Source organism: Nocardioides sp. LHD-245 (genome assembly GCF_030929495.1).
Classification (GTDB): domain Bacteria; phylum Actinomycetota; class Actinomycetes; order Propionibacteriales; family Nocardioidaceae; genus Nocardioides.
The window spans coordinates 131841-144723 of the sequence record NZ_JAVFWN010000003.1 but is presented as its reverse complement, the minus strand read 5'-3'; the positions used below and the strand labels follow the sequence as shown (position 1 = coordinate 144723).

General features: G+C 69.9%; 14 protein-coding genes and 1 tRNA gene. 8 read left to right on the top strand and 7 right to left on the bottom strand.

Annotated elements, in window-relative coordinates; all coding sequences use genetic code 11:
• Positions 1 to 196: 196 nt before the first annotated feature.
• The 5 genes from RB608_RS05720 (at position 197) to RB608_RS05700 (ending at position 4798) form a co-directional block, all read left to right on the top strand.
• Positions 197 to 1207 (top strand): ABC transporter substrate-binding protein, encoded by a 1011-nt coding sequence (locus tag RB608_RS05720; RefSeq protein WP_308086848.1) that lies wholly within the window; start codon positions 197 to 199, stop codon positions 1205 to 1207.
• Positions 1204 to 2010 (top strand): ABC transporter ATP-binding protein, encoded by an 807-nt coding sequence (locus tag RB608_RS05715; RefSeq protein WP_308086847.1) that lies wholly within the window; start codon positions 1204 to 1206, stop codon positions 2008 to 2010. Before RB608_RS05720 ends, RB608_RS05715 begins: the two co-directional genes overlap by 4 nt.
• Positions 2011 to 2023: 13 nt before the next feature.
• Positions 2024 to 2881, top strand: coding sequence for an ABC transporter permease (locus RB608_RS05710; protein WP_308086846.1), 858 nt, complete (start codon positions 2024 to 2026; stop codon positions 2879 to 2881).
• 89 nt (positions 2882 to 2970) lie between these two features.
• Positions 2971 to 3525, top strand: coding sequence for an HD domain-containing protein (locus RB608_RS05705; RefSeq protein WP_308086845.1), 555 nt, complete (start codon positions 2971 to 2973; stop codon positions 3523 to 3525).
• 103 nt (positions 3526 to 3628) lie between these two features.
• Complete coding sequence (locus RB608_RS05700) at positions 3629 to 4798, top strand: mandelate racemase/muconate lactonizing enzyme family protein (RefSeq protein WP_308086844.1); 1170 nt, start codon at positions 3629 to 3631, stop codon at positions 4796 to 4798.
• An 83-nt stretch (positions 4799 to 4881) separates the two neighbouring features.
• On the opposite strand, the gene RB608_RS05695 is transcribed toward RB608_RS05700, so the two are convergent.
• The 4 genes from RB608_RS05695 to RB608_RS05680 all read right to left on the bottom strand — a co-directional run bounded on the left by RB608_RS05695 (position 4882) and on the right by RB608_RS05680 (position 7474).
• The gene (locus RB608_RS05695) at positions 4882 to 5514 is read right to left on the bottom strand and encodes a DUF2461 domain-containing protein (RefSeq protein ID WP_308086843.1); all 633 of its coding nucleotides are present in this window, start codon (positions 5512 to 5514) and stop codon (positions 4882 to 4884) included.
• Position 5515: 1 nt separating this feature from the next.
• Positions 5516 to 6292 (bottom strand): DUF3592 domain-containing protein, encoded by a 777-nt coding sequence (locus RB608_RS05690; protein WP_308086842.1) that lies wholly within the window; start codon positions 6290 to 6292, stop codon positions 5516 to 5518.
• Between the two features lie 305 nt (positions 6293 to 6597).
• Positions 6598 to 6670: transfer RNA gene (locus RB608_RS05685), tRNA-Gly, on the bottom strand.
• A 30-nt stretch (positions 6671 to 6700) separates the two neighbouring features.
• Entirely contained in the window at positions 6701 to 7474 is a 774-nt protein-coding gene (locus RB608_RS05680) for an SGNH/GDSL hydrolase family protein (RefSeq protein WP_308086841.1), read from the bottom strand.
• A gap of 64 nt (positions 7475 to 7538) precedes the next feature.
• Between RB608_RS05680 and dcd the strand changes: the two genes are divergently transcribed.
• Complete coding sequence (dcd, locus tag RB608_RS05675) at positions 7539 to 8114, top strand: dCTP deaminase (RefSeq protein WP_308086840.1); 576 nt, start codon at positions 7539 to 7541, stop codon at positions 8112 to 8114.
• A gap of 32 nt (positions 8115 to 8146) precedes the next feature.
• On the top strand, positions 8147 to 9136 hold the full coding sequence (locus tag RB608_RS05670) for a siderophore-interacting protein (protein WP_308086839.1): 990 nt from the start codon (positions 8147 to 8149) through the stop codon (positions 9134 to 9136).
• An 83-nt stretch (positions 9137 to 9219) separates the two neighbouring features.
• Here the strand turns inward: RB608_RS05670 and dmpG are convergent, their stop codons facing one another.
• Genes dmpG through RB608_RS05655 form a run of 3 tightly spaced genes read right to left on the bottom strand, consistent with a single transcriptional unit; the run spans position 9220 to position 12046 of the window.
• The gene (dmpG, locus tag RB608_RS05665) at positions 9220 to 10251 is read right to left on the bottom strand and encodes a 4-hydroxy-2-oxovalerate aldolase (protein WP_282402689.1); all 1032 of its coding nucleotides are present in this window, start codon (positions 10249 to 10251) and stop codon (positions 9220 to 9222) included.
• Positions 10248 to 11204, bottom strand: coding sequence for an acetaldehyde dehydrogenase (acetylating) (locus tag RB608_RS05660; protein WP_308086838.1), 957 nt, complete (start codon positions 11202 to 11204; stop codon positions 10248 to 10250). The genes dmpG and RB608_RS05660 overlap by 4 nt, the downstream gene beginning before the upstream one ends.
• A 2-nt stretch (positions 11205 to 11206) precedes the next feature.
• On the bottom strand, positions 11207 to 12046 hold the full coding sequence (locus RB608_RS05655; protein WP_308086837.1) for a fumarylacetoacetate hydrolase family protein: 840 nt from the start codon (positions 12044 to 12046) through the stop codon (positions 11207 to 11209).
• 68 nt (positions 12047 to 12114) lie between these two features.
• Here RB608_RS05655 and RB608_RS05650 point away from each other — a divergent pair, with 68 nt between their 5' ends.
• The gene (locus tag RB608_RS05650) at positions 12115 to 12879 is read left to right on the top strand and encodes an IclR family transcriptional regulator (RefSeq protein WP_308086836.1); all 765 of its coding nucleotides are present in this window, start codon (positions 12115 to 12117) and stop codon (positions 12877 to 12879) included.
• The last annotated feature ends 4 nt before the right edge of the window (positions 12880 to 12883 follow it).

Sequence of the window (12883 nt, the reverse complement as noted above, 5' to 3'; positions counted from 1 at the left end):
GACGTCAATTCGTGACCCTCTGATTCCGGGCGCGATCCTTTTTTGCGACCCAACAAATCCAATCGCTGCCTACAAGTGAGGAACTATGAAGACCATTTCAAAGCTTGCGCTCAGCGGATTGACCATTGTTCTCGGATTGACGATAAGTGCGTGTGGCTCGGGCTCGAACGCTGCCGACAAGTCGGCCCGTCAACCGGTGGAAGGCGCTACCGACACCGCGGGCTACGCCCCCGACGACGCGGCATGTCAGCGGAACAAGGATGCAGGGAAGATCACCTACATCTCATCCTACAGCTACGCCGCCAGCGGCTCGATCATGGACGTCTTCATGGCGCGAGACCTGGGCTACTACGACGCCCTGTGCCTCAACGTCGAGATGAACACCGCCGGTGCGTCGGGCCAGCAACTGGTCAACGCCAACAAGGCCCAGTTCACCTCCGTGGGGTCGGCGCCCAGTGTCCTGGACACCGTGGTCAACGCCGACAACATCACCGCAGTCGCGACCTACGGCACCACCGACCCCCACTGCATCCTGGCCAACAAGAACATCAAGACCCTCAAGGACCTGGAGGGCAAGCGGCTCGGCTACTTCACTCAGGTCGCCCCGGTCGCCCGAGCACAGCTCGCCAAGGCCGGCGTCGACCTGGACAAGGTGAAGTTCACCAAGATCACCAACTACGACCCGACCATCGTCACCCGCGGCACGATCGACGCCGAGATCGCCTACGCGTCGAGTCAGTGCGCCAGCCTCAAGGACCAGGGCATCGAGTTCAGCGAGTTCCTGCCGGCCGATGCAGGCGTCGAGAGCACCTACAGCGTGATGGAGGTGAACTCGACCTTCCTGGAGGAGCACCGGGAGACCGCCGCCGACTTCATGCGGGCCACGCTGAAGGCGCTCCAGTACTGCCTGGACAACGAGGACAAGTGCGTGGAGCACGTGACCGAACTGGCCGCCGAGGACAACCAGGGCGACTCGTTCCCGTTGGACCAGCAGAGGCGGACCTGGGCCGTGGAGTCGCAGTGGATCCGGGACAGCACGGTCAAGCCGCTGGGTGCCCACACCCGTGAGGAGTGGGAGGCAGCCGCTGCGCTGACCCGGGAGTTCAGCGAAGTGAAGGAGATCCCGGATCTCGACACTGTGGTCGACTTCGACCTGGTCACGGACCTGTACGACGCCAACAACATGCTGATCTGGCCCGGCGAATGAACGCGGCGCTGACCACCGCGGGTGCCGAGGTCACGGCACGAGGAGTCACCAAGAGGTTCGGCGTCCGGGGCCAACCGGTCACGGTTCTCGATGACGTCGATCTGCGCATCGCCCCGGGCGAGTTCGTCTCGGTGATCGGTCCCAGCGGCTGCGGCAAGTCCACCCTGCTGCGCATCATTGCCGGCCTCCTGGATGCCGACGAGGGCTCGGTCGCGATCAACGGCGAGGCGGTTCCCCAGGCGATCCGCCACAAGGCGATGGGACTCGTGCCGCAGACCCCGGCCCTGCTGCCCTGGCGCTCGGTACGCGACAACGTCCTGCTGCCCACTCAGGTGAACACCGCTGCCAACGCGGGCCGCAACCTGTTGGACGTCGACGAGCTGCTCACCTCCTTCGGCTTGGGCAAGGACCTGCGCAAGTACCCGCGGCAGCTGTCCGGTGGCATGCAGCAGCGCGTCGCGATCGCACGCGCCTTCGTGTTCGACCCGCCCGTCCTGCTCATGGACGAGCCGTTCTCGGCCCTGGACGAGATCACGCGAGACCAGCAACGGCTGGGGCTCCTGGACTTCTGGCAGTCCAACCGGCGTTCGGTCATGTTCATCACGCACTCGGTTCCCGAGGCGATCCTGCTTTCGGATCGGGTGGTGCTGATGGCGGCTCGACCGGGACGAATCGCCGAGATCACCGAGATCGACCTGCCCCGGCCCCGGGACGAATCGGTGTTCCTGAGTCCGCAGTTCCGTGAGTACGAGATCCGAATCCGGGAGGGGCTGAGGAGGGTGATGAAGAATGCCCAGGACTGAGAAGGCATCCAGCATGACCATGGAGCTGGAGCAAACGCGTCGACCAAGTACCGAGAACGCCGCCGGAAAGACCGTGAAGAGTGCGGTTCCCCAGGGTTCTGCCCGGGCGCGCTGGCGTTTCGGCCTCTGGGTCCCACCCCTGGTCACCTTCGTCCTGCTGGGGAGCTCATGGGAATATGTGGCCCACTCGAAACCCTTCGTCATCCCGCCCCTGGGAGACATTGCCGGGAGCATCGCAAACGACCCCAGCGCCTATTGGAACAATCTCGTGGTCACCCTGAAAGAGGTGGCTGTGGGAGGCGGCGCTGCCATCGTCCTGGGCTATCTGTTGGCCGTGCTGATGTGCGAGTTCAAGATTCTGGAACGCGCACTCATGCCGGTCGTGATGGTCATCATGGTGACGCCGGTCATCGCGATCGCTCCGGCCCTGGTGGTGGCCTTCGGATTCGGGATGCTGCCCAAGTACATCGTCACCATCATCGTCGCGATCTTCCCGATCCTGATCAACTCGCTGGCCGGGCTCAGGGCGGTGGACCCGGGCACGCTGGACGTGCTCCGGGTGGTCGACGCGAGCAGGTGGGAGATCTTCTGGAGGCTGCGGTTCCCGGGGAGCATGCCCTACTTCTTCGCCGGGCTGAGGATCGCCATCCCCTTCGCCATCATCGGGGCCGCGGTCGCCGAGTTCGTGGCTGCCGGAGAGGCGGCCGGGTTGGGAGCCATGGTCTCCATCGCCGCATCCCAGGCGAACCTCGAGGTGACCTGGGCCGGAATCTCGATGTTCTGCGTGCTGGGTCTGCTCTTCGTCGCCGCGTTGACGCTGCTGCGCCGTCGGATCCTGTGGTGGGACAACCACGGCCGCGCCCCCAAGTAGTGCCGGAGCCGGCCCGGGGCCCGCGCGGACGGGCGGCCGGCAGTGACGTTCAAGAGTCCACAGATGAGTGAAAGAAGAAGGTGTTCGTTGTGAGTTCCGGAGTCAAGTTCACCAGCATGATCGAGTCCACGAAGGAGGACTGGGACCTCATCACGCCGGGCTGGGCGACCGAACAGAGCAAGGTGCCCGAGCACGCCCTGCAGATGTTGCGGACTCTGGGGGACGCCAAGGGTGAGTTCCCGATCACTCGGCTCGAACACTCCCTGCAGACGGCCACCCGCGCCGAGGCAGATGGTCGGGACGAGGAGTACATCCTCTGCGCGTTGCTGCACGACATCGGGGACGTGATGGCTCCGGCCAACCACCCCGACATCGCCGCGGCGGTACTGAAGCCGTTCGTCTCCGAGGCGAACCACTGGATGGTCGCCAACCATGACGTCTTCCAGGGGTACTACTTCTGGCACCACCTGGGGTGGGACCGCAACACCCGGGAGAAGTTCCGCGGCTCCGAGTACTTCGAGTACACCGAGGAGTTCTGCTTCAAGTACGACCAGGCCGCGTTCGACCCGGACTACGTGAGTGCCCCGCTGGAGCACTTCGAGCCGTTGGTGCACAAGATCCTGTCCCGCAGGAACTCGTTCTGACCGGTGGGGTCGGGGCTGGCTCGGGCCGGCCCCGCCCGCGCCCGCTGTACCCCGGCCGCGGGTAGCTGGGGAGTTCGTCACGGTCCGGAGTGGAGGAGGGGAGATGTCGTTGCCTGTGTTCAGGGTCGAGGACCTGCGTGTGTACGAGTTCGAGTTCGATGGGTTGCCACACGCCATGGTGCGGGTGCGACTCGACCAGGGGGTGACGGGATTCGGCGAGGCGAGCGATGGATACGGGTTCGCCCATCCCGGCCTGCTGCGCACGATCGTGCAGGAGGTGCTGGCGCCGCTGCTGGGTCGACCGGGCATGGTCTCGGTGCCCCAGGTCGCCGGTCTACTGAAGTCGGAGCTGCGGCGCCGCCCCGGACTCGCCGGCCCGGTCGGCCACGCCGTGAGCGCGGTCGAGATGGCCCTGTGGGACGCGGTGGGTCGCCGGGACGGGCTCAGCGTGCGCAGCATGCTGGGCGGCCACCGGGAGCGTCTCGGGGTCTACGCCTCCAGCCACTTCCTCTTCCAGGGCGACGCCGACTGGCACGTGCACAACCTCGAGCCCTGGCTGGCGCGCGGGGTGGGGGCGGTGAAGCTCCGGCTGGGACTGGACTGGCGTACGGACCTGGCCACCCTGGCTCAGGTGCGCGATCGACTGGGGCCGACGGTCGACATCTTCGTGGACGGCACCGAGCACTACAGCCTGGACACGGCCCTGCGCGTCAGCCGGGCCCTAGCCGACCTGGGGGTCTCGATGTTCGAGGAGCCCATCCCCCAGGAGCGGCACCTGGGCGTGCAACGGCTGGTGGATCAGTCGGCGGTGGCGATCGGGTACGGCGAGCACTTCGGCATGTCGGGGGAGTACGACCGCGCGATCAGGGACGGGCGTGCCGACGTCCTCCAGCCGGACCCGGCCACTTCGGGAGGGCTGCTGGAGATGGTGCGGATCGGGGAGCTCGCCGAACTGGCCAGTGTGCCGGTCATGCCGCACTCGGCCGCCGGCCCGGTCGCCTTCGCGGCGAACCTGCACGCCTCCAGTGCCCTCAAGACGCTCCGCCTGGTGGAGTTCCCCTACTCGATGGCGGAGCCGTGGCACGAGATCCTCGACTCGAACCCCTTCACCCTCGAGCACCTGGACAGCGGTGCGTTCGTGGTGCCGACGGGGCCGGGCCTGGGCATCGAGGTGGATGAGGCCGCACTGGTCGGGCGCTCTACTCGGGTCGCCGACATCGAGGTGCCGGCCAGCACGGCTGCTTGGACGGACTGGTCACAGGGCAACGTCTGACCTGACCTGGTCGAGCGGTGTGCTGGGTGAGCCGCCCGTTCCAGGAGGATGAGCAACAGATCGGACTACTCCGACTGCTCCGACTACTCGGTGATCGCGTCGGCGACCCAGGTGACGAGCGGGCGCAGCCGGCGCCAGTCGTCGCGGACCCGGTCGAGCAGCTCGGCGGTGTGCACGAACGGCTCGAAGCCGTAGGACCGCATACCGAGCACGGTCCTCATCTTGAGCAGCTCGATGCGCGGGTGGTCCTTCTCGTAGCCCCGGGGCGCAGTCTTGAGCCGCTCGCCGGCCACCTCGAAGCCGCCGCGCTCCAGGTCGCGCAGGATCCGCTGCAGCACCTTGCCTGTCTTCTCCTCGGCCATCGCCTCGCGCAGCCGGGCGAGGCGGGCACCGGACGCCTCGTAGATCCCGCCGCCCACCCGGACGCCGGGCGCCGCCACCTCGACGTACCACCCGGTCGCCGGGCCGACGCCGACGAACGCACCCTGGTGGGTCTTGTAGGGCGTCTTGTCCTTCGCGAAGCGCACGTCGCGGTAGGGCCGGAACACCTTGGCCGCGCCGAACTCCTGGCCGAGCGCGTCGGTCAGCGCCACCATCGGCGCCTTGACGCTCTCGGTGTAGACGGCCTTGTGCGCCTCCCAGAACGACTTGGTGTTGTCGACCTCGAGATCGTCGTAGAAGTCGAGCGCCGCGACGGGGAAACCGGTGAAGTCCACGTCAGGAGGGTACGGCGGGCCGGTCGGTCGACACCCGCGGGACCGGCACGTTCCAGCGCAACGCGTGCTGGATGCCGACCACGATCCGCCGGTCGTCGGTGGGGCGGTCGGGGTCGTACCAGATCGTCGTCCGCTGCCCCTCGACGAGCGGGGCGCTGCTGGGGATCACGACGCGGCGGTGGACGCGGTAGACGGTGCCGTCGGCCCCGGTGAAGCGGAAGGCGGCCGTGGTGATCACGTTGGAGGCCTCCTCGAAGTCGTAGGGGTCGAGACCGGGCTCCACGACGGTCGCCGACACCGGAGTGCCGCAGGCGATCAGGTCGAGCTCGAGGCGCCAACGTCGCCGACGGGCCGCCGCGGCTGCGACGGCCGACAGCAAGAGGCCGACGCCGACCGCGGCTGCGATGACGGCGGCACCGACGTACCAGCCGGCGACGTCCAGCTCGGCCGCCGCGAGCAGCAGTCCGGCCGCGACCGCCGGGAGCAGGACGCCCGGGGCGTGGAGCTGGCCGAGGGCGCGCGGGTGGCGGTCGACGAGGAGCGACCACGTCAGCCAACCGACGACGGCGGCCAGCATCCCGCCGACCGTGACGAGGCCGACCGAGTCCCCCGCGACGTACGACGGCGGCGCGTCCTCGTACGCGTCGATCACCGTGCAACCGATGCCGTAGCCGGCGTACACACCGCCGATCAGGAGCAGGCACAGCGCGGTGAGGAGCCCGAGCGGCCGGCGGCGCCGGGGCTCGAAGGTGAAGGGCGGTGGCTCCGCGTGTGCCATGGCCCCATTCAACCCGATCGCCTGCCCGGCAGCGTGGCGTCGCGCAGGCGCCGTCTCGCCGCCATGCCAAGTCAGGAGGGACCCGCCCCGACCGTGGGTGGCAAGCGAGTTGCCGTCTTGCCGCCATGCCAAGCCGGGACGCGCCCAACCCGACCGCGGCGTGGCAGCGTGTCGCCGCCGGCGCCATGACCGGGCTCGGGCGGAGTGCGAGCGCAGAGAGCGAGGAACGAGCGACCGGAGCGAGGGCTCCGCCCGAGGACGGTGAGGCGCCGATCAGCGGCGACACGCTCACGCCATTCAATCCGAGCGGATGACGAGGTTCGAACTCGCGACATTCAGCTTGGGAAGCTGACGCTCTACCAACTGAGCTACATCCGCAGACCCCGGCGAACCGGAGCGTGGAGGATGCTACCCGATGGGCGCGAAGGTGGGTCGCTTCGGTGCCACCCCGTCGCCCGACGAGCGACCGGTGACCCGGCGCTGCACCCAGGGCGCCAGGTGGGTGCGCGCCCACGCGAGGTCGGCCGCACGCTGCTCGCGTGCGGTCAGGACCGGTGCCCGGACCGGATCGAGTGGCTGCAGGCCGTGGTCGACGCCGAGCGCGTCCAGGGCGGCGATCGCGATCGCCTGGTGGCCGACGGCGTTGAGGTGCAGCCGGTCCTCGTCCATCACCTCGGCGACCTTCCAGCCGCGCATCCGCCACATGTCGACCAGGGTGGCGCCGTGCCGCTCCGCGATCTCGCGGACCCACTCGTTGAAGATCGCGGTCCGGCCGCGAATCACCTTGATCACCCCGTTGAGGCCGGGGTCGGCGATGGTGAACAGCACGACATGGGCACCGCCGGCCGCGAGCCGGCCGATCGCCTCGTCGTACGACGCCGCGAGGGCGTCGATGTCGACCTTGGGACGCAGCACGTCGTTGCCGCCACCGTGGATGCTGACCAGGTCCGGGCCGAGCGCGAGGGCCGCGTCGACCTGCTCGGCGATGATCGCGGGCAGCTTGCGGCCGCGGATGGCGAGGTTGGCGTAGCCGAAGTCGACACCCTCCGCGCTCGCGTGCGCGGCGAGGGCCTCCGCCGTCCGGTCGGCCCATCCCCGCAGGCCGTTGGGACGCGCCGGGTCGGGGTCACCGACCCCTTCGGTGAACGAGTCGCCCAGGGCGACGTACCTGCTGAACGTCATCCCAGCATTCTGCGCCCGTGATCGGCGCCACGCGCAACCGGCACCGGCCGGTAGGGTGCGGGGCGTGCTGCTCAGCGACCGCGACATCACCGCCGAGATCGACGCCGGCCGGATCGGCCTGGAACCGTACGACCCCGGGCTGATGCAGCCGTCGTCGGTGGACTTCCGCCTGGACCGGTTCTTCCGGGTCTTCGACAACCACAAGTACCCCTCGATCGACCCGGCGGCCGACCAGTCCGACCTCACCCGCGTGGTGGAGCCGGAGGGCGACGAGCCGTTCATCCTGCACCCCGGGGAGTTCGTGCTCGGCTCGACGTACGAGGTCGTGACGCTGCCCGACGACATCGCCGCCCGGGTCGAGGGCAAGTCCTCGCTCGGCCGGCTCGGCCTGCTGACCCACGCGACCGCCGGCTTCGTGGACCCCGGCTTCTCGGGGCACGTGACGCTCGAGCTGGCGAACGTCGCGACGCTGCCGATCAAGCTCTACCCGGGGATGAAGATCGGTCAGTTCTGCTTCTTCCGGCTGTCCTCGCCGAGCGAGCACCCGTACGGCTCGGAGAGGTACGGCTCGCGCTACCAGGGTCAGCGCGGCCCCACGCCGTCGCGGTCGTTCCAGAACTTCCACCGCACCACGATCTGAGAACGTCTGCGGGGTTAGGTTAGCCTGACCTCATGACCGTCGAGCAGAACGAGTACGTCGCCACCCTGCCCATGCTCCTCACCGAGGTCGAGGTGCTCGAGGTGGAACGGGTCTCCCCCTCGTTCGTGCGGGTCGCGCTCGGCGGCGACGCGCTCGCGGAGCTCGGTCCGGACGGACCGGTCTACGACCAGCGGATCAAGCTGATCTTCCCCAACGCCGCCGGCACGCTGCCGTCGTTCGCGGACGCGGACGAGTCGTGGTGGACCACCTGGATGGAGATCCCCGAGCACGAGCGCGGGTCGATGCGGACCTACACGATCCGCGACGTCCTCGGCGATGGCGCGGACACCCGCCTGGTCGTCGACATCGTGGTGCACGACGCCGACGGCCACGGGGACGCCGATCTGCTGGACGGCGCCGGCAACCGCTGGGCACTCCAGGCGGCGCCGGGGCAGCGGCTGGTGGCGATGGCCCCACGGAAGGGCCACGAGTTCGGCGGCATCGAGTGGTCGCCCGGCGACGCGAGCCGTCTGCTGCTCGTCGGCGACGAGACCGCCGTCCCCGCCATCCGCGGGGTGCTGCGCGACCTGCCGGCCGACGCGACCGGCGCGGCGTACGTCGAGGTGCCGGTCGCTGCCGACATCCAGGAGCTCGTCGCGCCGGCGGGCGTGAGCGTGACCTGGCTGCCCCGCGACGGCGGCGCCCGCGGCGAGGAGCTGCACACGGCCGTCCTGGCGCACCTGACCGGCACCGCCCCCGTCGAGGCGATCGTGGTGTCCGACGAGGAGATCGACCCGGACCTGTGGGAGACCCCCGTCCACTCCTCCTCCGGCGAGGAGGTCGCCGCGGAGACGGCGGTCCCGACCGGCGACGCGCCGTACGCCGGGCTCTACGCGTGGATCGCCGGCGAGTCCAAGGTCGTGACCGGCCTGCGGCGCAAGCTCGTCAACGACCTCGGGCTGGACCGGCGCCAGGTCGCCTTCATGGGCTACTGGCGCGAGGGCGTCTCGATGCGCTCCTGACCCGCACCCGTCGTACCGGACGAAACGGTCGTGAATTCAGCGGATTCGCGACCGTTCTGTCCGGTACGACGGCGAGAGGCGGATCAGACCAGAGCGGCCTCGCGCTCGGCGACGATGGTCAGCGCGATGTCGACGATCATGTCCTCCTGGCCGCCGACGAGACGGCGGCGACCGCACTCCATGAGGATGTCGCGGACGTCGACGTCGTACTGCTCGGCGGCGCGCTCGGCGTGGCGCAGGAACGACGAGTAGACGCCGGCGTAGCCGAGGGTGAGCGTCTCGCGGTCGACCCGGACCGGGCGGTCCTGGAGCGGGCGGACGATGTCGTCGGCGGCGTCCTGGAGCTTGAAGACGTCGCAGCGGTGCTCGAAGCCCATCAGGTCGGCGACCGCGATGAACGGCTCGATCGGGCAGTTGCCCGCGCCGGCGCCGTGGCCGGCGAGGGAGGCGTCGACGCGGTAGACGCCGTTCTGGACGGCGACGACCGAGTTGGCGACCGAGAGCGAGAGGTTCTCGTGGGCGTGGATGCCGATCTCGGTGCCCTCGTCGAGGACCGCGCGGTAGGCCTGGATCCGGGCGGCGACGTCGTCCATGGTCAGCCGGCCGCCGGAGTCGGTGACGTAGACGCAGTGGGCGCCGTACGACTCCATCAGCTTGGCCTGCCGGGCCAGCTCCTCCGGGGGAGCCATGTGCGAGAGCATCAGGAAGCCGGAGACGTCCATGCCGAGCTCGCGGGCCGCCGCGATGTGCTGCGCGGAGACGTCGGCCTCGGTGCAGTGGGTCGCGATCCGCACCGAGCGGACGCCGAGGTCGTAGGCGCGCTTCAGCTCGTGGACGGTGCCGACGCCGGGCAGCAGCAGCGTGGTCAGGCGCGCGTTCTTCAGCACCGACGCGGCGGCCTCGAGCCACTCCCAGTCGGTGTGCGAGCCCGGGCCGTAGTTGACCGAGCCGCCGGCCAGGCCGTCGCCGTGGGCGACCTCGAGCGCGTCGACGCCGGCCTCGTCGAGAGCGACCACGATCCGCTTCACGTCGGCGGGCGAGATCCGGTGCCGGATCGCGTGCATGCCGTCACGCAGGGTGACGTCCTGGACGAAGATCTTGGTCTTCTCGGTCACAACGCACTCTCCTTCGCCGCAGCGATCCGCTCGGCGACCTGCAGGCCGGCCGAGGTCATGATGTCGAGGTTGCCGGCGTACGCCGGGAGGTAGTGGCCGGCACCGGTGACTTGGAGGAACACCGACACCTGGTGGGTCGGGCGCTCCGCGCCGTCGACCAGCAGCGTCTCGACCGGCTGGTCGGCGGGGATCTCGGCGATCTGGACCTTCTGGACCAGGCGGTAGCCGGGGACGTACGCCGCCACGTCGGCGACCATCTTCTCCACGCTCGCCCGGATCTCGTCGTGCAACGAGGGATCGGGCGCATGGACGAGGGCGAAGACGGTGTCGCGCATCATCAGCGGCGGCTCGGCCGGATTGAGGATGATCACGGCCTTGCCACGCTTCGCCCCGCCCACCGCGGCGATCGCGCCGGAGGTGGTTTCGGTGAACTCGTCGATGTTGGCGCGGGTGCCCGGGCCGGCGGACTTCGAGGAGATCGAGGCGACGATCTCGGCGTACTCCACCGGGACCACGCGGGAGATCGCGGCGACGATCGGGATCGTGGCCTGCCCACCGCAGGTGACCATGTTGAGGTTGGCCGCGTCGAGGTGCTCGTCGATGTTGACGGCCGGGATCACGAACGGGCCGATGGCGGCGGGCGTCAGGTCGATCAGCCGCTTGCCGAGCGGGCGCAGCAGCGCGTCGTTGTGGAGGTGCGCCTTCGCCGACGTGGCGTCGAAGACGATGTCGATGTCGGCGAACTCCGGCATCGCGATCAGGCCCTCGACACCCTCGTGGGTGGTCGGGACGCCGAGGTCGCGGGCACGCGCGAGGCCGTCGGAGTCGGGGTCGATGCCGACGAGCGCTCCCATCTCGACGTGCTGTGCGGTCTGCAGGATCTTGATCATCAGGTCGGTGCCGATGTTGCCGGACCCGATGATCGCCACCTTCGTCTTGCCGGTGCTGGCCATGGTCAGGACTCCTTCTTGCTGAAGCTGAGGGCGACGGAGCCGAGTCCGTCGATGGCGAGCTCGACGTCGGCGCCGGGCGCGGCCGGGCGCATCGGGCCGAGGGCACCGGAGAGGACCACCTGGCCGGCGCGCAGCGGGTCGCCGAGGTCGCGGGCCTGGCGGGCCAGCCACTGCAGGGCGATGAGCGGGTCCCCGAGGGAGGCGGCGCCGGTGCCGACCGAGTCGTCCTGGCCGGTGACGGTCATCGTCATGGCCGCGTCCTTCGGCACGAAGGCGCCACGGCCGTCGGAGCCGTCGAGGGTACGTCGGTCGGTGCCGAGCACGTAGCCGCCCGCGGAGGCGTTGTCGGCGACCGTGTCGGCGAAGCTGATGTCCCAGTCGGCGATCCGGCTGTCACAGACCTCGATCGCGGCGACGGCGTACGCGACGGCGGCGGCGACCTGCTCGAGATCGAGGTCGCCCTGGTCGAGGTCGGCGCCGAGCACGAAGGCGATCTCGCCCTCGACCTTCGGCTGCAGCAGACCGCTGATGTCGACGGGCGCGGAGGCGTCGTACTCCATGTCGTCGAAGAGCACACCGAGGTCCGGGGTGTCGACGCCCAGCTGCTGCTGGACGGCGACCGAGGTCGCGCCGATCTTGCGGCCGACCACGACGGCCCCGGCCTCGAGCCGGTGCGCGTTGAGCTGCTGCTGCACGGCGTAGGCGAGGGTGATGTCGCGATCGCCGATGAGGTCGCGGACCGGGGCGCAGGGGCGGTTCTCGACCAGTGCGGCGTGGAGGCGCTCGGCGGCGGCACCGACCGCGGCATCGGCGGCAGAGTCGAGAGCGGCGGATTCCGTCATGCACCCACTCTCGGGGTCCCGGCTGCAGGCAGCCACCCCGGCGTTCCACTGACCGGTACGCTGTGGGGGTGGCGGACGAGCAGGGCCTGGACACCGTTCTCGGCAAGGCCGTCGCCCTGCTGCGCGCGTTCGGGGCCGACGACCGGCTGCTCCCCCTCGCCGAGCTGGTCCGCCGGACCGGACTCCCCAAGGGCACCGTGCACCGCGTCGCCGGCGACCTGGTCCACCACCGCCTCCTGGAGAAGACCGAGCACGGCTACCGCCTCGCCGGCGGGCTGTTCGAGCTCGGCATGCGCGCGGCGACCGAGCGGACCCTGCTGGAGGTGGCGATGCCCTTCCTGCAGGACCTCTACGAGCGCACCCACGAGACGGTCCACCTCGGCGTCCGCGACGGCACCGAGGTGGTCTACGTCGCCAAGATCGGCGGGCACCGGCAGGCGCGCAGCCCCTCACGCGCCGGCGGCCGGATGCCGATGCACTGCACCGCCCTCGGCAAGGTGCTGCTCGCGCACGCCGACCCCGCGGTCCGCTCGGCCGTCCTGTCCGGCCCGCTCCCCCGGCGTACGCCGCACACGATCGTCGCGCCCGGGTTGCTCGAACAGCAGCTGGACCGGGCCCTCGAGGCCGGACTGGCCTTCGAGCGCGAGGAGTCGACGCCGGGACTGCTGTGCGTCGCCGCGCCCGTGCTCCAGCCCGACGGGGCGACCGCGGTCGCGGCGATCAGCGTCACCGGACCGATCGGGCGCTTCCGGCCCGAGGCGCACCAGAACGCCGTCCGCGCAGCCGCGACGGCGCTCGCGAGCACCCTGGCCCGCCGCCCCGGCGGGCTGTAGCCCG

What these genes read in the sequence shown, in the direction of transcription:
- RB608_RS05690 (WP_308086842.1), bottom strand. Translation starts at nt 6,292, where the DNA reads ATGGCACACGCGGAGCCACCGCCCTTCACCTTCGAGCCCCGGCGCCGC.
- RB608_RS05710 (WP_308086846.1), top strand. Translation starts at nt 2,024, where the DNA reads ATGACCATGGAGCTGGAGCAAACGCGTCGACCAAGTACCGAGAACGCC.
- RB608_RS05655 (WP_308086837.1), bottom strand. Translation starts at nt 12,046, where the DNA reads ATGACGGAATCCGCCGCTCTCGACTCTGCCGCCGATGCCGCGGTCGGT.
- RB608_RS05680 (WP_308086841.1), bottom strand. Translation starts at nt 7,474, where the DNA reads ATGACGTTCAGCAGGTACGTCGCCCTGGGCGACTCGTTCACCGAAGGG.
- RB608_RS05670 (WP_308086839.1), top strand. Translation starts at nt 8,147, where the DNA reads ATGACCGTCGAGCAGAACGAGTACGTCGCCACCCTGCCCATGCTCCTC.
- RB608_RS05660 (WP_308086838.1), bottom strand. Translation starts at nt 11,204, where the DNA reads ATGGCCAGCACCGGCAAGACGAAGGTGGCGATCATCGGGTCCGGCAAC.
- RB608_RS05700 (WP_308086844.1), top strand. Translation starts at nt 3,629, where the DNA reads ATGTCGTTGCCTGTGTTCAGGGTCGAGGACCTGCGTGTGTACGAGTTC.
- RB608_RS05715 (WP_308086847.1), top strand. Translation starts at nt 1,204, where the DNA reads ATGAACGCGGCGCTGACCACCGCGGGTGCCGAGGTCACGGCACGAGGA.